We start from the raw sequence: 22,654 nt of genomic DNA, 5'->3' as shown, positions 1-22,654 counted from the left end.
TGGCTAGCGCAGCTTGGGTGAGGGGTTGAGCGAGCCTTCGGCTCGCGCGCTCTTCGAGCGCTTCACCCCTCACCCAGCTCCGACTAGGCCTTTGCTACGCAAAGACCAAGTCTGCGCAACCCTCTCCCCTCTACGAGGGGCGAGGGAAGGACAGGCATAGGTGAATGTCGATCCGCCCTAATGCTTGGGTCGCTGCGTCTCGGCCACCTTGGCGGCGGCGACCAGCCCCTCGCCCGTCGCGCGGGCGGCGGCGGGCGTCATCGATATCGCCACGCCATTGGGTCCGTCGAGCATGACGATCCCCTGTTCCGCCGTCGCCAATCCCGCGTCGTCATGGACATGCGATCCGGTCGAATGGGGCTTCATGGCTTGGCACCGTCCAGCGTCGGCCCGCCACCGTACAGATAGCCGGGATCGAAATCGGCAAGCGCGGTCAACGCAGCGATATCCAATATATGCACTTCGCCTGCCCGAAAAGTCATGAGTCCCCGCTCTCGCAGCGAGCGAAGGACGCGATTGAGATGGACCGGGGTCACGCCCGCCGCCTCGGCGATATCGATCTGGGTCACCGGAAAGCGGAAGATGCCGTCACGCACCAGGTCGACCATCGCCAGCCGGGCATGAAGCTCGCAGAAGAGATGCGCCACGCGCCCATCGGCCTCGAGCCGCCCGAGCCGGAAGACCCATTCCCGGTGCATCGCCGCGTCGAGCAGCGTCGAAAACCATAAAAGCCGCGTCAGGCGCGGGCGATGCGCGACGATCTGCTCCAGCCGGTCATGACCGACCAGGGCGACCTTGGTCGGGGTGAGGGTCGCGACGTCATGGTCGAGATAGCGCATCGCGAAGCCATGGAGGTCGACGAAGTCGCCGGGGACGTGAAACGCCACGATCTGCCGGTTGCCCTGGCGGTCGTCCATATACCGGCACATCACGCCTTCGAGCAGGAGGCTGCTGTACCGGACGCGCTCATCACGGCGGATGACGATCGTCCTGGCCGGGACCGCGCGAACCTCGTCGACGCTGTTCTCCAGCGTCGCGATATCGTCGGGCGTCATCGCGTCCCGCCCTCGCTCCTTCAGGAATAGACCCGTCAGCAAGGGGCGATCCGAACTCGGCCTTGGCTGTCTCAGCGTATCGATGGCGGACACCGACATGGCGCGATCCCTCCCGTGGTAACGGAAAGCTAATCCCCGGCCGGGGCAAAGGGTTCCGTCACGCCAGCGTCGCGATCACTCGCCCACCGGCTGCCCCGAGGCGCGGACCGGCAATGCCTCGTCCAGGGTCTGCTCGGGGTGCTTCCGATTGCTGCGAACCGAAGCCCAGAAGGACAGCCCGATCAGCGTCGCGCCGATCAGGCCGGTGATCGTCTCCGGGATGTGGAAACGCACCGACAGCAGCATGATCGCCGCCAGGGCGACGATGGCATAGAACGCGCCATGCTCGAGATAGCGATACTGGGTCAGCGTCCCCTTATCGACCAGCATGATCGTCATCGATCGGACGAACATCGCCCCGATGCCGAGGCCCAGCGCGATGATGAACAGGTTGTTGGACAATGCGAAGGCGCCGATCACCCCGTCGAACGAGAAGCTGGCGTCGAGCACCTCGAGATACAGGAAGGCCGCAAAGCCCGAACGCGCCGCCGCGCCCGCGACCGCGTCGCCATCGCCCTCCAGGATCACGCCGATCGCATGGACGACGATATAGGTGAGCAACCCGAAGATCCCCGCGGTCAGGAAGGTCATCGCCTCGTCCGCCGGAATGAACTGACCGATACCGTACAGCGCGAGCAGGACGATGCCGGTCGCCAGCCCGGAGATCTTGCGCATCGCGGCCAGCGGGCGCTCGATCCAGCCGATCCAGTGGTCGTCCTTTTCCTCGTCGAGGAAGAAGTTCAGGCCGACCATCGCCAGGAAGCTGCCGCCGAAGCCCGAAATCCCGACATGCGCGGAGGTGATGATCTGTTCGTAGCGAACCGGGTCACCGGCGGCGAGCTTCACCGCCTCGACGGGGCCAAGATGCGCGGCGATCGCGACGATCGCGAGCGGGAAGACGATCCGCATCCCGAACACCGCGATCAGGATACCCCAGGTCAGGAAGCGGTGCCGCCACTTGTCGTCCATGTCGCGCAGGACCGTCGCGTTGACGACCGCATTGTCGAAGGACAGGGACACTTCGAGCACGCCGAGAACCAGGACGATCCACAACACGCCCAGCGTGCCGCCGACGCTGCCCGTGCTCTCGAATCCCAGCCACGCGGCGGCGAGGAGGCACAGCGCGGTAAAGAGGAACGAACCCTTATAATATTTCAGCAGCACGCATGGCCCCCTGTTGCTGACCTGTCCATCGCCTTCGTACCGGTGACGCGCGTGGCGGCTCGGCAGCCGGACTGTAAAGCCCCGGCTGCGGCAATGGTTCAATCGAATGGAGCCCCTATCGCCGCGAAGCGTGCTCGCGACAAGCGTCGATCAGATGCGGACGTCGTTGCCGACAAGCTGGTCCGAAATCTGCTGCGCGGTGCGGCGCAATTCGGCCAGCGCCTCGTCCTCGCTGCTCAACGCATCGACGATCCGGACATACGGAACGGTCAGCACCGCGCTGCTGCGGGTGCCGCGCATGATCGGCGCGGCAAGCTCGACCATGCCGATCAGTTCGTTGCTCTCGGCGCGCGCAAAACCCTGTTCGCGCATCACGTTCGCCGTCTCCCGCAGTTCGTCCAGCGCCGCTTCGGACAGCGGCGGGTCGAACAGCGTCTCCCACTGGTGGCGCGTATCCTCGGGCTGGAAGGCATAGAGCAGCACGCCCGACGGCGTCTCGTGCAGGGCGCGGCGATAGCCGACACGGACGGAGAAGCCGAGCAGCGTATCCGCTTCCATCCGCGCGATTACCGACGAGGCCGCGCCCGAAGGGATGGCGAGATAGCAGGACTGGCCGATGCGATCCGCCAGCCCCCGCATCAGGGGCAGCGCCTGCTCCATCAGGCTGCGCACCGGCGGCCGCTTCAAACCGAGGTGGAACAGCCGCGAGGTCATGACATAGCCGTCGGGCCCCTGCGTCACATAACCGCGATGTTCGAGGACCTGGATCATCCGGAACAGCTCGCCGGTCGAACGGCCCAGCCGGTTGACGATCGCGCTCATCGTCAGCGGGCTGTCTTCCGCCGACAGCAGCTCGAGGATGTCGAGGCCCTTTTCCAGTGCCGGCGCGCGATAGAGCCGCTTGTCGTCAGCGCCGTCGACCATGTCCGTGATCAAGCAATTCACTCCGTTGCGACCCGACGACGAAGAACCGTAATCGTACTTTATGGAACCCGTCCGACTTACCCCGATTGGTTGACGCGTCGCAACATCATTAACCTCGAATTTCGATCTTTTAACCTTCCAGCAGATGGACGACATTTCCGCCCACCCGCGCGATTGCGCGCGCGCCCGGCGGAAGTTCGGTCGCGACGCGATCCGTATCCTTCAATTCGATGCGCCAGCGTCCGGCATAGTGCGCGATCGAGGTTAAATTATCGCGCCCGCCCAGCGCCTTGGCCAGCGCATCCGGCAGGGTGACCTGCGACGGGTCGGTTGCGGACGACGGTGTCGGCGCGGTGGCGACGGGCACGGCGCGGACCGATGCCGCCGACCCGGCGATCGGGCCGCTCTCGATCGCGGCCCGCATTTCCATCGCGACGGTATCCGCGACCGGGCCCAGCACCACCTGCACGCCATTGGCGGACGGACGCAGGATTCCCCGCGCGCCCAGCCGCTTCAGGCCGGGCTCGTCGACCTTGGCGGGGTCGGCGACGATCAGGCGGAGGCGCGTGGTGCAGGCCGCGACCTCGGTCAGATTGGTGCTGCCACCCATGGCGGCGACGAAGCTTGCGCCACGACCGCCCTCGACCGGCGCCGCGCCACTCTCGACCAGTTCGCCTTCGGCGTCGTCGGGTTCGCGCCCCGGCGTCTGCAGGTTCCAGCGGCGGATCGCGAAGCGGAACACCGCATAATAGAGCAGCGCATAGACGGCGCCGACCGGGATCAGCAGCAGGGGTTTGGTCGCCTTGCCGAAATTGATGACGTAATCGAACAGCCCCGCCGAGAAGGTATAGCCGAGCCGGACGCCGAGCGCGTTCATCAACGCTTCCGACACGCCGGTAAGAATGGCGTGGAAGGCGTAGAGGACCGGCGCCAGGAACATGAAGCTGAACTCGATCGGCTCGGTCACGCCGGTCAGGAACGACATCAGCGCCAGGCTGAACAACATGCCGCCGACCGCCTTCTTACGCGCGGGCAGGGCCTCGTGATACATGGCCAGGCAGGCGGCGGGCAGGCCGAACATCATGACCGGGAAGAAACCGCTCATGAACGCGCCCGCTGTCGGGTCGCCCGCAAAGAAGCGGTTCAGGTCGCCCGTCTTGCCGTGGAAATCGCCGACGACGAAATAGGCGACGGTGTTCAGGATGTGGTGGAGACCGGTGACGATCAACAGCCGGTTGAGCACGCCGAACGCGAACAGCCCCAGTCCCCCGGCCTGCACGACGCCCTGGCTCAGCCCGTCGATCCCGGCATTGATCGGCCCGAAGGACAGACCCAGCAACGCCGCCAGCCCCAGTCCGGTGATCCCGGAGATGATCGGCACGAAGCGGCGACCGCCGAAGAACGCCAGATATTCCGGCATCTTGATCGTCGCGAACCGGTTGTAGGAACTGCCGCCGATCAATCCGGCGACGATGCCGACCGGCACGTCGAACTTATGGACCGACTTGGTTCGCCAGGCCGCCTCGACGGTCGCGGCAATATCCTTGGCCAGTCCGGCGCCGGTTCCGGCGGGCGGCACGACCAGCGTCTCGGCCCCCTTGATGGTGACGAGGTAACAGGTGATCCCCGCCAGCGCCGCCGCACCATTGCCGTCACGCGCGAACGCGGTGGCGACGCCGACCGCGAACAACAGCCCCAGATTGTCGAAGATCGCATTGCCCGCATTCGCCATGAAGGCGATGTTCAGCATGTCCGCCTGGCCGAGGCGCAGCAGCAATCCCGCCACCGGCAGGACCGCGATGGGCAGCATCAACGCCCGTCCGAGCGATTGAAGCGAGGCCATGGGCGAACTCATGCGCCGATCTCCTGAAGCAACTTGGTGATATGGGCACGAACCGCGGGTGCCGATGGCAGGGCGACCGCCTGCATCGCGGCGGCGCGGCAGCGCGCCATGTCGAGCTTGCCGACCAGCGCCTTGATCGCGGCGACGCGCGCGGGCGGCACCGACAATTCGGTCACGCCCAGCCCCAGCAAAATCGGCACCGCCAGTCGGTCGGCCGCCAGCGAGCCGCACACGCCGACCGGCGTCGAATGCCGCGCCGCCCCGTCACAGGTCGCGCCGATCAGCCGCAGCACCGCCGGATGGAGCCCGTCGACCCCCGCCGCCACCGCCGCGTTGCCGCGATCCATGGCCAGCGTATATTGGGTCAGGTCGTTGGTCCCGATCGAGAAGAAGTCCGCCTTGCGTGCCAGGATATCGGCGGAGATCGCGGCGGCGGGCGTCTCGATCATCACGCCGACCTCGGCCCTGCCGCCCTGCCGTTCTACGACCGCGCGGACCGCCTCCAGTTCGGACAGGCTGGCAACCATCGGCGCCATGATGCGGCAGGGCTGGCGCACCGACAGGATCGCCCCGACCTGATCCTCCAGCAGTTGCGGATCGGCGAGCGATACGCGGATACCGCGCAGGCCCAGCGCCGGGTTCTCCTCGACGGGCAGATCCATATAGGGCGCGGGCTTGTCGCCGCCGACGTCCAGCAGGCGGACGATCATCGGCCGGTCGCCGAGCGCGTCGGCGATCGCCTGGTAATCCCTGGCCTGCTCGTCGCGGGTCGGCGCGGTGGCGCGGTCGAGGAACAGGAATTCGGTACGCAGCAGGCCGCAACCCTCGGCCCCTTCCCGAACGGCTGCCTCGGCATCGGCGACCGAGCCCAGATTGGCGAACATCTCGATACGCGTGCCGTCGCGCGTCCTGCAGGGCCCCTGCGCGGCACGGGCCGCCGTGATCTCATCCTTTCGACGGGCGATGGTATCGCGGACTTCGGCTTGCGCGTCGCCATCGGCATCGGGATCGATCAGCCCGCGATCGGCATCGAGAACGATCACGCGACCATCCTCCAGAGCCGCCAGTGGTGCGCCGAAGGCCACCGCCATGGGCAGTCCCATGCCCGCCGCCAGGATCGCGGCGTGCGAAGTCGGCCCGCCCTTCACCAGCGCGATGCCGGCGACGACGCCGGCATCCAGCGCGGCGACCTGGCTTGGCAGCAAGTCCTCGGCGACGAGGATCGCGCCCGCCGGGACGCTCGGCCCCTCGATCGGAAGCCCGGCGAGTGCGGCGAGGACATGGCGTTCCAGATCGCGCAGATCGTCGGCACGCTCGGCGATCCGCCGGTCGCCGCTGGAAACGAGGACCGCCACCTGTTCAGCGATCGCCTCCTGCCACGCGACACCGGCGCTCAGGCCCCGGCCGATGGCGGCGCGTGCCGCGTCGGTGAGCGTGGGGTCGGCCAGCATCGCGCCGTGCGCCGCCATCACGCCGCCTCGCGCGCCGCCCGCTTCCGCCGCCTGTGCCAGTCCGTCACGGACCCGCGAGAGCGCGTCGTTCAGCCTGGCGATCTCGTCCTCCACCGATCCCGCATTCGTCTCGACCGGAATCGCCGCACGGGTCAGGCGATGGATCGGACCGACCGCCAGCCCCGGCGCGGCGGGAACACCGCCCAGCCCCGGCCCTTCCGCACGCGCGGGTTCGGGCGCGGCGATCGGCGTTTCCTCCACCGTGGCATCGTTCAGGAAGGCGATGACGGCGGCCAGCGCGGCGGCGGCCTGTGTCCCGCTCGCCTCGATCCGCACCGTCGCGCCGTGGCTCAGCCCCAGGCCGAGCAGGCCGACCGCGCTCAGTGCCGAGGCGTTGCGCTCGCCGTGGAACAGCGTGACCTTCGCATCATGCTGCCGCACCGTCTCGACCAGCCGGGCGGCGGGACGGGCGTGGAGGCCATGCGACAGCGCGACGACGGTCTCCTGGACGAGCGTCTCGCCACCGGCATCATGCTCGACGGCGTCGATGGCCAGCGGCACCACGCGGAGCAGCGGGTCGCCGACCGCGACCAGCCCATTGGCGATGGGCTCGACCGCGAAACGGCTGGCGTCCGCGACGATGATCGGCGTCACCACGGCGGGCGCGTTCCGGACCAGATGATCGAGGTCGAAGCGGATCAGCGGCTGCCCCGCCAGCACCTTCGCGCCCGCCTTCACTTGCGGCGTCAGTCCCTTGCCGCCCAGCGACACGGTGTCGATGCCGATATGGCAGATGAGTTCATAGCCATCGGTGCTGCGCAGCGTCACCGCGTGCCCCGCCTCATGCACGGTCAGCACGACCGCGTCGCAGGGCGCGCAGAGCGTGTCGTTCACCGGATCGATCGCGATCCCGTCACCCAGCATCTTCTCGGCGAAAACCGCGTCCGGCACGTCGCCGAGCGGCGTCACCCAACCCGCCAGAGGGGCAAATACGGTCAGGTCACTCATCACAGGTCACTTTCGCCAAATCGCATCCTTCATCGGTCGGCGCATCGCGCCGCCGTTCAGCGGTCGCGCACCGACACCCGGCCCAGCAGACCGCTTTCGACATTGCCCAGCCCGGCGACGATCAGGACGATCGTCCGCTTGCCCGCCCCCGGCGCCAGCGGCGCGGTGAGCGGTCCGGGTTGCGGATCGCGCTTTTCCGCCACCATCTTCCCGTCGATCCACAGGCTGGCCATACCGCCCACCGATGCGAAGCGGATCTCGCCGCCACGCGCCGCGACCGCATGACGCGGCGTGATGACGGTGCGATAGATGCGGTAACCCGCCGCCTCGCCCGGCGTCGGCGTGCCCGCCCGGACGAAGGCCCAGCCATTATTGTCGTTCGAGGCGGGCGCGAAGTCGGGTGACGGCTTCGCCTCCTGCAACTCCGACCGGCGCCAGTCGCGCAAGTCCATGTCACCGGCGGCAAGCGGCACCTGCGCGCGCGGCGCGACACCCAACCGGTCCAGCCGCAGCATGGCGGGCTTCAATCCGTCAGCCGTCGCCCGGATCGTGATCCGTCCGCGCCCGGTGTCGGGCCGCACGATCATCTGCGCCAGCCCGTTGAACAGCGAGCGCTGATTGCCCTTTTCGGGTTCGTGGCTGTTGGGATCGCCATTGCCGACGCCGATGATCGCGCCGCCATCGATCGTGAAGCGGGTCATCAGATTGGCCGTGGGCACATGGCGGCCCTTGGCATCGACCGCGTCGATGGTGATCGCCTGCGCGTCCTCGGTATCGCCCGCCATCACGGTGCGCGCGGGCGTCAGGCGCAGCGCGACGGGTGCGCCGGTCGTCTCATGCGCGGCGCGCGCCACCTCACGGCCACCGCGATAGGCGATCGCCTCGATCCGGCCCGGCGCGTAGGGCACGGTCCACTCATTGCCCATCAACCGGTCGACCGCCGCCTCGCCCACCGTCTTGCCGTTCAGGCGAAGGACGACACGTTCGGCATTGGACAGGACCATGATCTTGGTCGGCCGGCCCTCGCGCCCCGGCCAGGTCCAGTGCGGCGCGAGCGCCACCACCGGCTGATCGTCGACCCAGGCGGCGCGGTGGATGTCGAACGCGGTCTTGGGGAAACCGCACAGATCCAGGATGCCGAAGAAGCTGGCGATGGTCGGCCATTCATAGGGCGTCGGCTCGCCATGATAGTCGAAGCCCGTCCAGACGAAGCCACCCGCGACATAGGGGCGGTCGGCGATCTTCTTCCACGCGACCCGGTGCGTCGCGCCCCAGCTCGCCGCCTCGTCGTCATAGCTCGACGCGATATGCCGCGCGGGATCGCTCTGAAACTCGCCGCGCGTCATGAACGCGCTGGTGTCCTCCGAGCTGGTCATCGGCTTGGTCGGATTGAGCTGATGATAGCGGTCGTAATCGCCCTGATAATAGTTGAACCCCATCACATCGACGACCTGCGCGACGTTGATCGGGTTGAAGAAGGCGCCGTTCATCGCGGCGGTCACCGGGCGGCTGTCGTCCAGCGCATGGACCCAGTGCGACATGCGCTTGACCATCTCGACGCCCGAGGGCGTGCCCTGCATCGGCTCCTCGTTGAAGACCGACCACAGGATGACGCTGGGATGATTGCGGTCGCGGCGGACCAGCCATTCGAGCTGCGCGCGATATTCGGGCGCGGGGTTGAATTGGCGGTTCTCGTCCATGACGACCAGCCCCAGCCGGTCGCACCAGTCGAGCAACTCGGGCGTCGGCGCGTTATGGCTCGACCGCACCGCGTTGCAGCCCATCGCCTTCAACCGCTCGAGCCGCCAGCCGATCAGCGCGTCGGGGATCGCGGTGCCGACGCCCGCATGATCCTGATGCAGGCAGACGCCCTTCAGCTTGACCGGCTTGTCGTTGAGGAAAAAGCCCTTGTCGGGGTCGAACCGGATGGCGCGGAAGCCGATCGGCACGCGGCGCTCATCGGCCATCTGCCCGTCGCGCACCAGACGGACGTGCAGCGTGTAGAGCGTCGGCCGCTCGATCGACCAGAGCATCGGATCGCTGACCGGCAGGTCGAGCGTCGCGGTCCCCTCGTCGAGCGAGGGGACATTGGCCTGCGCTTGCCCCGTCGCGATCACGCGCCCCTGCGGATCGAGCAGCCGAGCCTCGACCGTCACGGGCGTTTCGGCGGGCGCGATGCTGGTCAGCGTCGTGGTGACGGGGATATGCCAGCCGCCATCGGCGCGGCGGCGGGGATCGCAGTGCACGCCGTCGGTGGCGATCGAGACGGGAGCATAATCGCCCAGCCAGACATGGCGGTAGAGCCCCGCGCCCTCGTACCACCAGCCCTCCATGGCGTTGGCATCGACGCGGACCGCGACGACATTGGCCTCGTCCCCGAACCGCGCGAAGGGCGTCAGGTCGATGCGGATCGCGCTGTATCCGGAGAAATTGTGCGAGACGACGCTGCCATTGACCCAGACCGTGGCGTTCGTCGCGACACCACCGAACTCCAGTTCGATCCGGCGACCGCGAAGCGCGGGGTCGAGCCGGAAGGTGCGGCGATACCAGCCGATGCCGCGCGCACGATAGCCCTGCGCGACATTGGCGGTCTTCTCGAACGGCTGGAACGATGCCCAGTCGTGCGGCAGATCGACCGACTGCCAGTCGCTGTCGTCATAATCGACCGCCGCCGCGCCACGTGCGTTGCCAGCCTTGACCGAAGCATAGGTCGCGTCGTGGGTCTCCAGCGGCGCGGGCGCGATATCGCCCTCGTGGAACAGCCAGCCGCGATCCATCAGCACCCGTGCGGGGTCCTGCACCGGCAACGCCGGGGGGAGCGCGTCGACCGGCGCGGGCATGGGCAACGCGCCCGCGCCATCGGCGGGACGGCGCGCCGCCGCGAAGACCGGCACCGGGGCGACGCCGCCGACAAGACCGACGACGGCGCTGCTCAGCAACAGTTCGCGGCGGGCAATGGTCATGCGGCAACCCTCTCGGCGCTGGCGATACGGGTCTCGACCGGCTTGAGCGCGGCATCGAGCACGACCCAGTCGGCGCGCAGGCCGGTGGCGAGCGAACCGCGCTCGTGCGACAGACCCAGGAAAGCGGCGGGATGCGTCGCGGCCATCGCCGCAGCCCGGTCGACGCTGATGCGAAGCTGGTCGACCGCATTGGCGACCGCCGCGCCCATGTCGAGGTCGGAGCCCGCGAGCGTCCCGTCGGCATAGGTGCACTTGCCACCCGCCACGTCGATATGCCGCCCGTGCAGCACGAAGTCCTTTTCGACCGCGCCAACCGACGACATCGCGTCGGTGACCAGCATGAGCTTTTCGAACGGCCGCGCCTTCAACGCCAGCCGCAGCATCGGCGCCGCGACATGGAAACCGTCGATGATCAGCCCGCTATAGGGGCGCGGATCGTCGAGCGTGGCGCCCGCCAGGCCGGGCACCCGTTGCTGCATCGCGGGCATCGCGTTGTAGAGATGCGTGATCCCCGAAAGGCCCGCATCGAATGCCGCGATCGCCTGTTCGTAGCTCGCCTCGCTATGGCCGCCGCTGACCAGCACGCCCGCCGCGACCAGTCGCTTGATCGTCGCCAGCGGCACGCGCTCCGGGGCGACGGTCAGCATGACCCTGCCGCGCCGGGGCCGCGTCAGCACCGCGATCATCTCTTCGTCCAGATCGCGGAAGCGCGCCGGATCGTGGATGCCCTTGCGCGCCGGGTTCAGGACCGGTCCCTCGACATGGATGCCGACGATGCCGGGCACCTGGGCCGCGATCGCCTCGTCGATCGCGTCGAGGGCGCGGGCGATCTTGTCGGGCGTCTCGCTGACCAGGGTCGGCAGCATCGCGGTGGTGCCATAGACGGCATGTGCCGCCGCCATCGTCGCGATCCCGTCCACGTCCAGCCGGTCGTTGAACAGCACGCCGCCACCGCCATTGACCTGGGTGTCGATATAGCCCGGCACGACCCAGCCGCCATTCAGGTCGATAGCGTCGGTCGAACCCGACACCGCGCCGATCGCAGCGATCCGGTCGCCCTCTACCGTGATCTCCGCACCCGGCAGGACCCCGTCGGCCGTCGCGACATGACCATTGATGAAGCGGAAACGGCTCATAGCGTGCGGGTCACTTTCTGAAGATGCGGCGGCGAATCCGGGTCCATGCCACGGGCGAGCGCCAGCGCCTCGACCATGCGGTAGAAGCTGGCGAGCATCGCGATCGGCTCGAGCGCGGGGTGGCCGACGACCATCGGCAGCCGACCGCCCTGCCCCGCGACGAACGGCTTGGCACCGCGCTCGGCAAACTGGTCGGCGACCGCCTTCACGTCCTCGCCCGCCACGTCCGAGGTGGCGAAGCCCAGCACCGAATAGCCGGGCTCGACGATGCGCATCGGGCCGTGGCGCACTTCGGCGGCGCTGAACGGCTCGGCCTGGATCGAGCAGGTTTCCTTGAGCTTGAGCGCGGCTTCCTGTGCCACGCCGTAACCATAGCCACGGCCCAGCACGAACATCTGGCTGACATCCCGCAAGCCTTCGACCGCCGACGACCAGTCGAGGCCCAGCGCCTGCTCGACCTGCCCCGGCAGATCGTCGAGCGCGGTTTCCAGCGCCGTGTCACCCGCCCAGGCGGCGGCGAGCTGCGCCAGCCCGGCCAGCGCGGTCAGGCAGGACTTGGTCGCGGCGACCGCCTTTTCCGGCCCGGCCGACAGGGGCAGGAAGGTGTCTGCACCCGTCGCCAGCGGCGACTCCTCGTCATTGACCAGCGCGACGATATGCGCGCCGCCCGCGCGGTAGGCCTCGACGGTGGCGAGCAGGTCCGGGCTGCGCCCCGACTGCGAAATGGCGATGACCAGCGCGCCCTGCACCTTCATCGTCGTCTCGAAGATCGACGCGACCGAGGGGGCCGCCGAGGACACCGGCACGCCGGTCTTGGTTTCCAGGATATATTTGCCGTAGGTCGCCGCGTGGTCCGACGAGCCACGCGCGATGGTGATGATCACCGGCGGCGGGGCGGCACGCAGCCGCTCGGCCAGCGCCCTGACGGTCGGCGCGTTGCGCGCGAGCAGCCGGGCGATCGCCTCCGGCGCCTCCCCCGCTTCCGCTCCCATCAGGGTGCCGGTTCCCGCACTACCGGCGGTCATCACATCAGACATCGGTTAACTCCGCGACGAAATCATAGGCATCACCGCGATAGAAGGACTGGGTATATTCCACCGCCCGTCCATCGCGCAGAAATCCGCGCCGCTCGATCAACAGGCCCGCATGGCCCGGATCGACGTTCAGCATCTTGGCATGGTCCGCCCCGAACGGCACCGCGCGCAGCCGTTGGAGCGCGCGCACCGGCCGATGCCCCGATCGTTCGAGCGCGGCGTAGAGCGAGCGATCCACCGCCTCGATCGCGGGAAGCGCGAAACCGGCGATGGTCGAAATCTCGATCGCCATCGGCACCTCGTCGGCGAAGCGAACGCGCTGGAAGCGATAGACGGGGGCACCCGGCGACAGCCCCAGCGACAGCGCCTCCTCGGGCGTGACCGTTCCCGGCGCGCGGCTGACCCACTGGCTGCTCGGCGTGCGGCCACGTGCGATCATATCCTCGGAGAAGGAGGACAATTTGGAGAAGCTCTTCTCGACACGCCCGGCGACGAAGGTGCCCGCACCGCGGCGGCGGGTCAGCAACCCCTCTTCGACCAGGCCGCCGATCGCCTTGCGCACCGTGATCCGCGACACGTCATATTCGATCGCAAGATCACGCTCGGCGGGGATCGCATCGTCCTCGGCCAGCACGTTGCTGGTGATCGCGTCACGCAGAAGTTGCTGAAGCTGCAGGTACAAAGGCGCGGGGTTTCCCTTTCGGAAGGAGCCGACCTGCGCCGAGAATGTCATGGCTGCGCCATCCCCCTTTGCCCGGGCGTCGCTCATGCCGCGCCCCGCTTCGCCGACTGGTCTATCGCAGCCCTATCAACCGGGCAATAGGTATTATATTTGGCATACATTGGATTTTAATTCCTCTCGATCGCCTGCCGCAGGGCGCTGATCCGCGCGGGGTCGGTCCGGCGCCTCGGGCCACCTGCAAAGCCCATCGCCTCGATCCGCGAATCCCCCCAGGGGCTCCGCGCGCTCGCCGAAGCATGGACCGCGTTGACGCCGGTCGCCGCGATCAGTCGCCCGACATTGTCCGCCGAAACGCCCGAGCCCGCGATGATCGCAAGGCGACCATCCGCCGCCCGGACCATCTCCGCGATCACCGTCGCCCCCTCCTCCGCCGTCGGCGCGCCGCCCGAGGTGAGGATATGGTCATAGCCCAAGGCCGCCACCGCCTCGACCGCCGCGACGGGATCGTCGACCAGATCGATGGCGCGGTGGAGTATGATCGCGACGTCTTTCGCCACGTCCCGCCAGCGCGCCAGTATGTCGAGGTCCAGCCGGTGTTCATCCGCCATAGCGCCGACGACCACGCCCGCCACGCCCTGCGCCACCAACCTGCCGATCTCGTCCGTCGCCAAGGCTATGTCACTTGCGTCATACCGAAAATCGCCGTCGCGGGGACGGACCATCGCATGAACCGGCACGCCCGATCCGACGGCGCGAGCGACCAGCGCCGCCGACGGGGTCAGTCCGCCCAGCGCGAGGGCGCCGCACAGCTCGATCCGATCACCCCCCGCTGCCGCCACGGCCGCGACGCCTTCGGCATCGTCGACGCATATCTCGAGCAGCGTTTGCCTAGTTCGGGACGGTGGTATCACCATCGTCAACATCCCCCAAAATTCTTCCTGGCCGCCGGTCCGCCCGCGACGCGGCAAAGCGCAGGAATGCGGCATTTAAGCAGCACCCGACGCAATGTACCAGCACAATGGTATCATTAACCGACAGGTTCAAATTTGCCCCTTACATACCAAGGTTAAACTGGTTACAGAATGGTTACGAGGCATACGATATAAGATGCCCGTAACTATCGGGGGGCACCACTCACCTTCCGTTGCATCCAGACGTTGTATTCGCGGGGGTGGCGCGACAGAAATTGGGGGGATTTCAGCGTGTTGAGCTTTCGTAGCATCATCCTGACCGCGACCGCACTCGCCGGCATTCAGGGCACCGCCTTCGCACAGACCACCGGCCAGACCGACGCGCCGACTCAGACCGCGCCAGGCAGCGATCAGGGTGGCGAAACCGGTGACGTCGTCGTCACGGGCATCCGCAGCAGCCTTCGCAACGCGATCAACGTCAAGCGCGAGGCGAACGCCGTCGTCGACGTGATCACCGCCGAGGACGTGGGCAAGTTCCCCGACCGCAACGTCGCGGAATCGCTGTCGCACATTCCGGGCGTCAGCATCGACCGCCGCTTCGGCGAGGGCGAGAAGGTCGCGATCCTGGGCACCGATCCGGCGCTCAACCGCATGTTGCTGGACGGCCATGCGCTGGCCTCGGCCGACTGGGGCGGCAACGACAACGACCCCTCCAGCCGTACCTTCAACTATTCGCTGCTCGCGCCCGAACTGGTCGACCGGCTCGAAGTCTACAAGTCGCCCGAACCGCGTATCGAGGAAGGCAGCCTGGGCGGCACGGTCATCGTGCGCACGCGTCGGCCGCTCGATCTCGACCCCAATTCGATCTTCGCCTCGGGTGGCTATTCGTACAACGACCGTTCGGAAAAGGGCAATGTCCGCGGCTCGGGCCTCTATAGCTGGCACAATCAGGCCGACAATTTCGGCTTCCTGGTGGCGGCGACCTATGACCGCCAGAGCCTGACCCGCGCGGGCGTCGAATTCTTCGGCTATGAGCGCGGCGACGAGCGCTTCTTCCAGACGCAGCAGGATGCCAAGGGCAACACGCTGCGCGGGGCCGATGGCCGTCCGCTGCTCGTCAACGACGCCAGCGGCCAGCCGATCTTGAAGAACCCGAACGCCACCGTGACCGGCGGCACGCGGCAGGATCTGGCCAATGCCTATCTGCCCTTCGGCATCAACTATGCCTATTTCCAGCAGACCCGCGAGCGCGCCAGCGTGTCGGGCACCGTGCAGTATCGCCCGGCCGACAATCTGACGCTGACCCTGAATGGTCTGCATATCGACGGCAACTACAACAATTACAGCCAGTCGATGTACACCATTCCCGGCGCCTGGACCGGCGACGTGCTCCAGACCGCCAATGTCAGCAACGGCACGGTCAACGCCGCCAGCTTCGGCGCGGCCAACAGCCAGTCGTCGCAGCTCGATACGCTGGTCCGCAAGACCAAGCTGAAGACCGACAACCTCAACTTCTTCGCCGACTGGGTGGGCGATGACGGCGCGAAGATCAGCTTCGCGGGCGGCTGGTCGCGCGCGACCGGCGGCCGGAACCCGGAATATCTTTTCAACGTCCAGACCAAGCTGCCGTTCAGCTATGCCTTCGGGCCGAAGTCGGCGACGGTGAACTATGTCGGCGATCCGACCAACCCCGCCAACTACTTCACCAACCCGAACAACAACAACGCCACGATCGAGGGCCGTCCGGTCGTCATCAACGGTCAGAACCTGTTCGCGGCGCAGATCGGCGGCCTGGACTATAGCGTCACGACCGACCGCGACATCTATGGCGGCTATGACGCGACCATCCCGGTCGAGTTCGGGCCCTTCACGCAGGTTCTGCTGGGCAGCCGCGTGACCGACCACGTCAACCGCCTCGATGCGCGCGGCATCAATACCTACATGACCACCTCGATGACCGCCAACCAGCTTGGCGTGCCCACGCTGGTCACGCCGGGCGGCGTGTTCGACGGCACCGGCGGGTCGGGCAACGCGACCCAGTATCTCAACCTGCCCGACCAGGCGGTGATCGACATCCTGGCGAAGGCGATCAACAGCCCGCTGGTCAACAAGGTCGGCGCATCGACCCGCGTTCGCGAGACGGTCATCGCCTCGTACATCCAGGCGAATTTCGACCAGGGTGGTCTGCGCGGCAATATCGGCGGGCGTCTGGTCTATACCCGCGACCAGTCGCAATATGCGGTGACGCAGAGCAATCTGGTCAACCCGGTGCCGGTGCCGACCACGACGACGACCGATTATCTCAAGTTCCTGCCGAGCGTGAACATCGCCTATTCGATCACGCCCAAGGTGATCGTGCGCGGTGCGGTGGCACGGGTGATCTCGCGGCCGCGTTACGAGGATCTGGCGGCATCGCTGTCGCTCAACAACGTCACCCTCGACGGCGGCGGCGGCAACCCGAACCTGAAGCCCTACGAGTCGACCAACTATGAGCTGACCGCGGAATTCTATCCGCGTGCGGGCACGTTGCTGGCGGTCGAGCTGTTCCGTCGCGACATCTCGAACTACATCATCAACACCCGCACCAACGCGGTCTATTTCAACACGCTGGCGGGCGCGCTGACGACCTATAACGTCAACCAGCCGATCAACGGCGGCAAGGCGACCGTCAACGGCGCGCTGGTGTCGGGTCAGGCGGAAATCTGGGGCGGCTTCGGCATCCAGGCGAACTATTCGTACCAGGACAGCTCGACCTCGTCGGTCGACACGACCGGCGCGGCGCTCAACCTGCCCTATCTGTCGCGCCACACCGTCAACGTGATCCCCTATTTCGAAAAGGGCATCTTCCAGGCGCGCCTGAGCTACAACTACCGCTCGAGCTATTTCCGCACGATCGGTCGCCTGGGCTCGCGCGAGATGGTGGCGCCGTATAGCCAGCTCGACTTCTCGGCGGGGCTGAACCTGACCAAGGAGATCACCCTGTCCGTCAACGCGCAGAACCTGCTCGACGAGACCTATTACCAGTATAATGCGACGCCCGACCGTCCGACCGCCTTCTACAAGAATGGCCGGACCTATGCCGCGTCGGTGGCGGTGCGGTTCTAATTCTTCTGCATCCCCTCCCGCTTGCGGGAGGGGACCGAGGGGAGGGCAAGGGGTCTCACCGAGACCAACGCCTGCGGCCAAGCCCTCCCCCACCCCCTCCCGCCTGCGGGAGGGGCGTGAGACTCACAAGGTCTTGTCCTTTAAAAATCTTGTCCTTTGAAAATCCCGCCGGTCTTTTGATCGGCGGGATTTTCCTTGTCCGATGACTTCAAGGAGTCACCGAAATGCTGCGCACCTGTCACCGATCTGCGATGCGGGCGTAACAGATGACGCGCATGACAGCATCGACGCCCAAGCGTGGGGGAACGCCGATGCCGATGACCAGCATTCCGATCGATGGCGCACTGAACGAAGACGCCGCCATTCTCGACTTCATCAAGCGCGCGCCCGCGACGCCCGAGCCGGAGGGGAATGCGCGCCGCCGCTATCGCACCATCTGGATTTCCGACGTCCATCTCGGCACGCGCGGCTGCAATGCCGAGATGCTGATCGACTTTCTCGACCATGTCGACAGCGACACCATGTATCTGGTCGGCGACATGATCGACGGCTGGCGGCTGAAGAAGAAATTCTACTGGCCCGCCGCGCATAACGACGTGGTCTGGCGGCTGCTCAAGCGCGCCAAGCGCGGCACCCGCGTCGTCTACATCCCCGGCAACCACGACGAGATCTTCCGCCAGTTCACCGGCATGGACTTCGGCGGCATCGCCATCTGCCGCAAGGCGATCCACGAGACGGCGGATGGTCGCCGTCTGCTGATCCTGCACGGCGACGAATTCGACGCGATCACGCTCGCGCATCGCTGGCTCGCCCATGTCGGCGACTTCGCCTATACCGCGCTGATGGAGGTCAACCGCTGGGTGAACATCGTGCGGCGGTGGATGAAGCGCCCCTATTGGTCGCTGTCCAAACATGCCAAGGCCAAGGTCAAGAACGCCGTCGCCTTCATCTCGCATTTCGAGGAAGTGGTCGCACATGCGGCGGGTGCGCGCGGCGTCGACGGAGTGGTGTGCGGCCATATCCACACCGCGGAAATTCGGGAGATCGGCGGCGTTACCTATTATAATGACGGCGACTGGGTGGAGGGCTGCACCGCGCTGGTCGAGCATTTCGACGGCACGATGGAGATCCTGCACTGGGGTGACGAGATGGAGGCACGGCGCAACCCGCCGACGGTCGCCGCCATCGCCGCCTGAGGACTGGAGAAGGACGGATCATGCGCATCGCGATCGTCACCGACGCCTGGTCGCCGCAGGTCAACGGCGTGGTCCGCACGCTGCAATCGGTGGCGGCCGAACTCCGCGCGATGGGGCACGAGCTGCTGATCGTCTCGCCCGACTGCTATGCCTCGGTCCCCTGCCCCACCTATCCCGAGATCCGGCTGGCGCTGCCGAGGCCGGGCGCGGTCGGGCGGACGCTCGGCGGGTTCCTGCCCGATGCGGTCCACATCGCGACCGAGGGCCCGTTGGGCCTGCGCGCGCGGCGCTGGTGCCTGACGCAGGGACTACCCTTCACCACCGCCTATCACACGCAATTCCCCGAATATGTCGCCGCGCGGATCAGGGCGGTCAGCCCCGAATGGGTGTGGCGCTATGTCCGCTGGTTCCACGCCCCCTCCGCCGCGATCCTCGCCTCGACGCCCAGCGTGGCGGCGGCGCTGGCCGCGCATGGCCTGGCGCAAAGTCGACCCTGGGGACGCGGGGTGGATACCGCGCTGTTCCACGCGGATGGCACGCGCGACGCGGGGGTCCGCGCGCTGCCCGGTCCGATCCAGCTCTATGCGGGCCGGGTCGCGGTCGAGAAGAATATCGCCGCCTTCCTGGCCACCGACGTGCCGGGGACGAAGGTGGTGGTCGGCGACGGCCCGGCGCGGGCTGCGTTGACGGCGCAATATCCCGATGTCCACTTCCTCGGCGCGAAATTCGGCGAGGATCTGGCCGCGATCTACCGTGCGGCGGATGTCTTCGTCTTCCCCAGCCGTACCGACACGTTCGGACTGGTGATGATCGAGGCGCTCGCCTGCGGCACCCCGGTCGCCGCATTGCCGGTGCAGGGGCCGGTCGACGTGCTGATCCCCGACGTCGGCGTGATGGACGATGCGCTGGACGTCGCCATCGCCAAGGCCCTGACGCTCGATCGGGAAGGCTGTGCGCGATATGGGCAGGGCTTCACCTGGCGGGCCAGCGCCGAGCAGTTCCTGGCCGCACTCGCGCCGATCGACCGGAACCTCCGCACGGCGGCGTAGCGCTCTTCCCAGCCACGGGGAGGTGGCGGGCCGAAATCCTGACGGAAGGGTCTTCACGGAGGTCATCGCTTGCCGCACGCTCCGTCCGCCAGACTGCGGCTGGTTCCTCCCCCTTCCTCGTACCGGGGGGATCGCGCAGGGCCGATTGCCGGCATATCCCGTTTAACGGGTTGAACCACCCTTGCCGCGCATGTCATTCATGGGCTTCGCGCGATTCGCCACGGGCCTGGTCCGGCGATCGCTGATCTTCGGTCGTGCCGCTCGTCGCCATGGCCGCTCCAACCGCTGCACCCGAAAGGTCCCCGATTGGACGTCGTCACGCTTAGCCTGTTCCTTCTCCTCGCGGTGGTGTTGAGCGGGGTCATCTCCCGCCTGCTCCCCGCCGCGCTGCCCCGGCCGCTCGTCCAGATCGCGCTCGGCGCGGTGATCGGCGGGATCGCGCAGATCCGGGTCGAGCTCGATCCCGAGATCTTCTTCCTGCTGTTCGTGCCCCCGCTCCTGTTCCTCGATGGCTGGCGTATTCCCAAGGACGAACTGTTTCGCGACGCGGGCGCGGTGCTGGGGCTGGCGCTGGGCCTGGTGTTCCTGACGGTGCTGGGCATGGGGCTGTTCATCCACTGGATGATCCCGGCGGTGCCCTATGCGGTCGCCTTCGCGCTTGCCGCCGTGGTGTCGCCGACCGACCCGATCGCGGTGTCCGCCATCGCGCAGAAGGCACCGATCCCGAAGCGAATGATGCACATCCTCGAGGGGGAATCGCTGCTCAACGACGCGTCGGGCCTGGTCTGCCTTCGCTTTGCGGTGGCGGCGGCGTTGACGGGGGCGTTTTCGCTGACCGGCGCGGGGCTGACCTTCCTGTGGATGGCGGTGTCGGGCGTCGGGCTCGGCGTCGCGATCGCCTGGGGCACGATCACCGCCAAGGGGCTGTTCGCGCGGCGGTTCGGCGACGACAGCGGATCGAATATCCTGGTCAGCCTGCTGATCCCCTTCGCCGCCTATCTGGTCGCCGAGCATATCGAGAGTTCGGGCGTGCTGGCGGCGGCGGCGGCGGGCATCGCCATGTCCTTCACCAACGTCTCGTCGGGCGCCAAGGCCGCGACCCGCATCCGGCGGCAGGCGGTTTGGGACATGCTGCAATTCACGCTGAACGGCATCATCTTCGTGTTGCTGGGCGAGCAGTTGCCGCAGGTGTTCGCGGGCGCGCGCGATACGGTGATGCTGACCGGGCATCACAATGTCTGGTGGCTCGGCCTGTACGTCCTGGCGATCGTCGCGGGACTGGGCGGCCTGCGTTTCGCCTGGACCTGGGTCGCGTTGCGCCTGACCCTGTTCCGCCAGCGCAACATGCCGGGCCGCACCAGTCCGCCGCGCCGCGTCATCACCGCCATGTCGGTGGCGGGGGCGCGCGGGGCGATCACGCTGGCGGGTGCGCTGACCCTGCCGCTGACGCTGGGCGACGGGACGCCGTTTCCGGCGCGCGATCTGGTCATCTTCCTGGCATGTGGGGTAATTCTTTCATCGTTGGTCATCGCCAGCCTGACCCTCCCGCTGCTCCTGCGTGGCCTGGCGCTGCCGATCGAGGACGGGATGAACGAACTCGACCATACCCGCGTCGCCGCGGCAAAGGCCGCGATCGCCGAGTTGGAGCGGCTCCAGCACGAAATGGCCGAAGGGCGTGACGATGCCGACCAATATGTCGAAATCGCCTCGCGGCTGATGGACGGCTATCGCAGCCGGATCGACACGCTGGAGGGTGACGTCGACCCCGACGCGCGCCGCTTCGAGGAGGTCGAACGCCGTATGCGGCTCGCCGCGATCCGTGCCGAGCGGCGGGTGGTGTTCGAATTGCTCAACACGCGGATGATCGGCTCGGCCACGGCACAGCGGCTGGGTCGCGAACTGGATCTGGCCGACACGCGCCTCTCCGCGCAAAGCTGACGCACCGAGCGATCTTTGCGCTTGCGCGTCCGGGCGAATTATCGTGTCTTCCCAGCGGGGTTTCGCATCAGGGGGTGGGATGCACACAGGGATCGGGGAAATTTGCCGCAATTGCGGCGCGGCGCTGGTCGGGCATTATTGCCATGAGTGCGGCCAGTCGTCGCATATCCATCGTACGCTGGGCGCGTGGTGGCATGATTTCAGCCACGGCGTGCTGCATATCGAGGGGCAGGTCTGGCGCACCATCGCCTTCCTGATTACCCGCCCCGGCGAGCTGACCCGCCGCTATATCGCGGGGGAGCGGCGGCGTTTCCTGTCGCCGCTGGCGCTGTATCTGTTTACCGTCTTCCTGCTCTACGTGACCTATTCGATCCTCGGCGGGTTCGGGGCGATGAAGGCGCCCGACGCCCGGGAGGCCGCCACAGAGATCCACGCACAGGCGCAGGAGACGAAAGGCGAGATCGCCGCGCTCGATCGACAACGCGCGACCATCGTCGCGAACAAGGGCGATGTCGCGGCGGTCGATGCCGAGCGCGCGAGGCTCGCCGAACGTTATCGCCAGCTCGAACTCACCAGCACCGCGCTGGGCGGCGGTGCGGCGGAGACGGGCGCGAAGGCGCATGGCGAGCACGACAACCCCGTCATCACCGGCTGGGCATCGCTCGACGCCAAGCTGACGCACGCCATCCGCGATCCCGAGTTCCTGCTCTTCAAGATGGAGGCCAACGGCTATAAATTCTCCTGGGCGCTGATCCTGCTGTCGATGCCGTTCATGGGGCTGTTCTTCATCTGGAAGCGCGGGGTCGCGATGTTCGACCATGCCGTCTTCGTCACCTATTCGCTCAGCTTCGTCAGCCTGTTGACCGTGCTGCTCATCCTCTGGGTGAAGCTGCTGCACTTTCCGGGCGAGGCGCTGCTCATGCTCGCCTTCCCGGTCCATCTCTTCTGCCAGACGCGCGGCGCCTATGGCCTTGGCTGGCTCTCCGGCCTGCTCATGACGGTCGTGCTCTGCGTGATGGCGGCGACCGTGCTGTCGCTCTGGATCATCGGGCTGCTGGCGCTCGGGCTGGCGCACTGAGGTCGCCAATCGGTTGCA

16 protein-coding genes are annotated in these 22,654 nt (G+C 67.2%); 5 read left to right on the top strand and 11 right to left on the bottom strand.

Going from position 1 to position 22,654, the window contains the following annotated elements; all coding sequences use genetic code 11:
• Positions 1 to 177 precede the first annotated feature (177 nt).
• The 11 genes from LRP66_RS12740 to LRP66_RS12690 form a co-directional block, all read right to left on the bottom strand.
• Positions 178 to 366: a hypothetical protein gene (locus tag LRP66_RS12740; RefSeq protein ID WP_230482978.1), complete on the bottom strand. Its 189-nt coding sequence runs from the start codon at positions 364 to 366 to the stop codon at positions 178 to 180.
• Entirely contained in the window at positions 363 to 1,055 is a 693-nt protein-coding gene (locus tag LRP66_RS12735) for a Crp/Fnr family transcriptional regulator (RefSeq protein WP_230482977.1), read from the bottom strand. Before LRP66_RS12735 ends, LRP66_RS12740 begins: the two co-directional genes overlap by 4 nt.
• Before the next feature lie 174 nt (positions 1,056 to 1,229).
• Positions 1,230 to 2,315: a DUF475 domain-containing protein gene (locus LRP66_RS12730; protein ID WP_230482989.1), complete on the bottom strand. Its 1,086-nt coding sequence runs from the start codon at positions 2,313 to 2,315 to the stop codon at positions 1,230 to 1,232.
• 153 nt (positions 2,316 to 2,468) lie between these two features.
• On the bottom strand, positions 2,469 to 3,263 hold the full coding sequence (locus LRP66_RS12725) for an IclR family transcriptional regulator (protein ID WP_443026695.1): 795 nt from the start codon (positions 3,261 to 3,263) through the stop codon (positions 2,469 to 2,471).
• Between the two features lie 109 nt (positions 3,264 to 3,372).
• Positions 3,373 to 5,097: an N-acetylglucosamine-specific PTS transporter subunit IIBC gene (gene nagE / locus LRP66_RS12720; RefSeq protein WP_230482975.1), complete on the bottom strand. Its 1,725-nt coding sequence runs from the start codon at positions 5,095 to 5,097 to the stop codon at positions 3,373 to 3,375.
• Positions 5,094 to 7,544, bottom strand: a complete 2,451-nt coding sequence (gene ptsP / locus LRP66_RS12715; RefSeq protein ID WP_230482974.1) for a phosphoenolpyruvate--protein phosphotransferase — start codon at positions 7,542 to 7,544, stop codon at positions 5,094 to 5,096. Before ptsP ends, nagE begins: the two co-directional genes overlap by 4 nt.
• 56 nt (positions 7,545 to 7,600) lie before the next feature.
• Positions 7,601 to 10,507, bottom strand: a complete 2,907-nt coding sequence (galA, locus tag LRP66_RS12710) for a beta-galactosidase GalA (protein ID WP_230482973.1) — start codon at positions 10,505 to 10,507, stop codon at positions 7,601 to 7,603.
• Positions 10,504 to 11,643 carry an N-acetylglucosamine-6-phosphate deacetylase gene (gene nagA, locus LRP66_RS12705; protein ID WP_230482972.1) on the bottom strand — a complete coding sequence of 380 codons (1,140 nt, stop codon included), beginning with the start codon at positions 11,641 to 11,643 and terminating at the stop codon, positions 10,504 to 10,506. The genes galA and nagA overlap by 4 nt, the downstream gene beginning before the upstream one ends.
• Positions 11,640 to 12,680, bottom strand: coding sequence for an SIS domain-containing protein (locus LRP66_RS12700; protein ID WP_230482971.1), 1,041 nt, complete (start codon positions 12,678 to 12,680; stop codon positions 11,640 to 11,642). Before LRP66_RS12700 ends, nagA begins: the two co-directional genes overlap by 4 nt.
• Positions 12,673 to 13,410, bottom strand: coding sequence for a GntR family transcriptional regulator (locus LRP66_RS12695; RefSeq protein ID WP_230482970.1), 738 nt, complete (start codon positions 13,408 to 13,410; stop codon positions 12,673 to 12,675). Before LRP66_RS12695 ends, LRP66_RS12700 begins: the two co-directional genes overlap by 8 nt.
• A 116-nt stretch (positions 13,411 to 13,526) precedes the next feature.
• Complete coding sequence (locus LRP66_RS12690; RefSeq protein ID WP_230482969.1) at positions 13,527 to 14,273, bottom strand: copper homeostasis protein CutC; 747 nt, start codon at positions 14,271 to 14,273, stop codon at positions 13,527 to 13,529.
• 288 nt (positions 14,274 to 14,561) lie between these two features.
• On the opposite strand from LRP66_RS12690, the gene LRP66_RS12685 reads away from it, so the two are divergent.
• The 5 genes from LRP66_RS12685 (at position 14,562) to LRP66_RS12665 (ending at position 22,636) form a co-directional block, all read left to right on the top strand.
• Positions 14,562 to 17,375 (top strand): TonB-dependent receptor, encoded by a 2,814-nt coding sequence (locus LRP66_RS12685; RefSeq protein WP_230482968.1) that lies wholly within the window; start codon positions 14,562 to 14,564, stop codon positions 17,373 to 17,375.
• A gap of 311 nt (positions 17,376 to 17,686) precedes the next feature.
• Positions 17,687 to 18,571 (top strand): UDP-2,3-diacylglucosamine diphosphatase, encoded by an 885-nt coding sequence (locus LRP66_RS12680; RefSeq protein ID WP_230482988.1) that lies wholly within the window; start codon positions 17,687 to 17,689, stop codon positions 18,569 to 18,571.
• A 20-nt stretch (positions 18,572 to 18,591) separates the two neighbouring features.
• Positions 18,592 to 19,620 carry a glycosyltransferase family 4 protein gene (locus tag LRP66_RS12675; RefSeq protein WP_230482967.1) on the top strand — a complete coding sequence of 343 codons (1,029 nt, stop codon included), beginning with the start codon at positions 18,592 to 18,594 and terminating at the stop codon, positions 19,618 to 19,620.
• A gap of 306 nt (positions 19,621 to 19,926) precedes the next feature.
• The gene (locus tag LRP66_RS12670; RefSeq protein ID WP_230482966.1) at positions 19,927 to 21,558 is read left to right on the top strand and encodes a Na+/H+ antiporter; all 1,632 of its coding nucleotides are present in this window, start codon (positions 19,927 to 19,929) and stop codon (positions 21,556 to 21,558) included.
• A 79-nt stretch (positions 21,559 to 21,637) separates the two neighbouring features.
• Complete coding sequence (locus tag LRP66_RS12665; protein WP_230482965.1) at positions 21,638 to 22,636, top strand: DUF3667 domain-containing protein; 999 nt, start codon at positions 21,638 to 21,640, stop codon at positions 22,634 to 22,636.
• Positions 22,637 to 22,654 lie beyond the last annotated feature (18 nt).

The sequence above is a fragment of the Sphingomonas sp. Leaf21 genome (assembly GCF_916858675.1).
In the GTDB taxonomy this organism is placed as follows: Bacteria; Pseudomonadota; Alphaproteobacteria; order Sphingomonadales; family Sphingomonadaceae; genus Sphingomonas.
The sequence above is the reverse complement of the archived record's forward strand: the minus strand, read 5'-3'. Positions and strand labels throughout refer to the sequence as shown.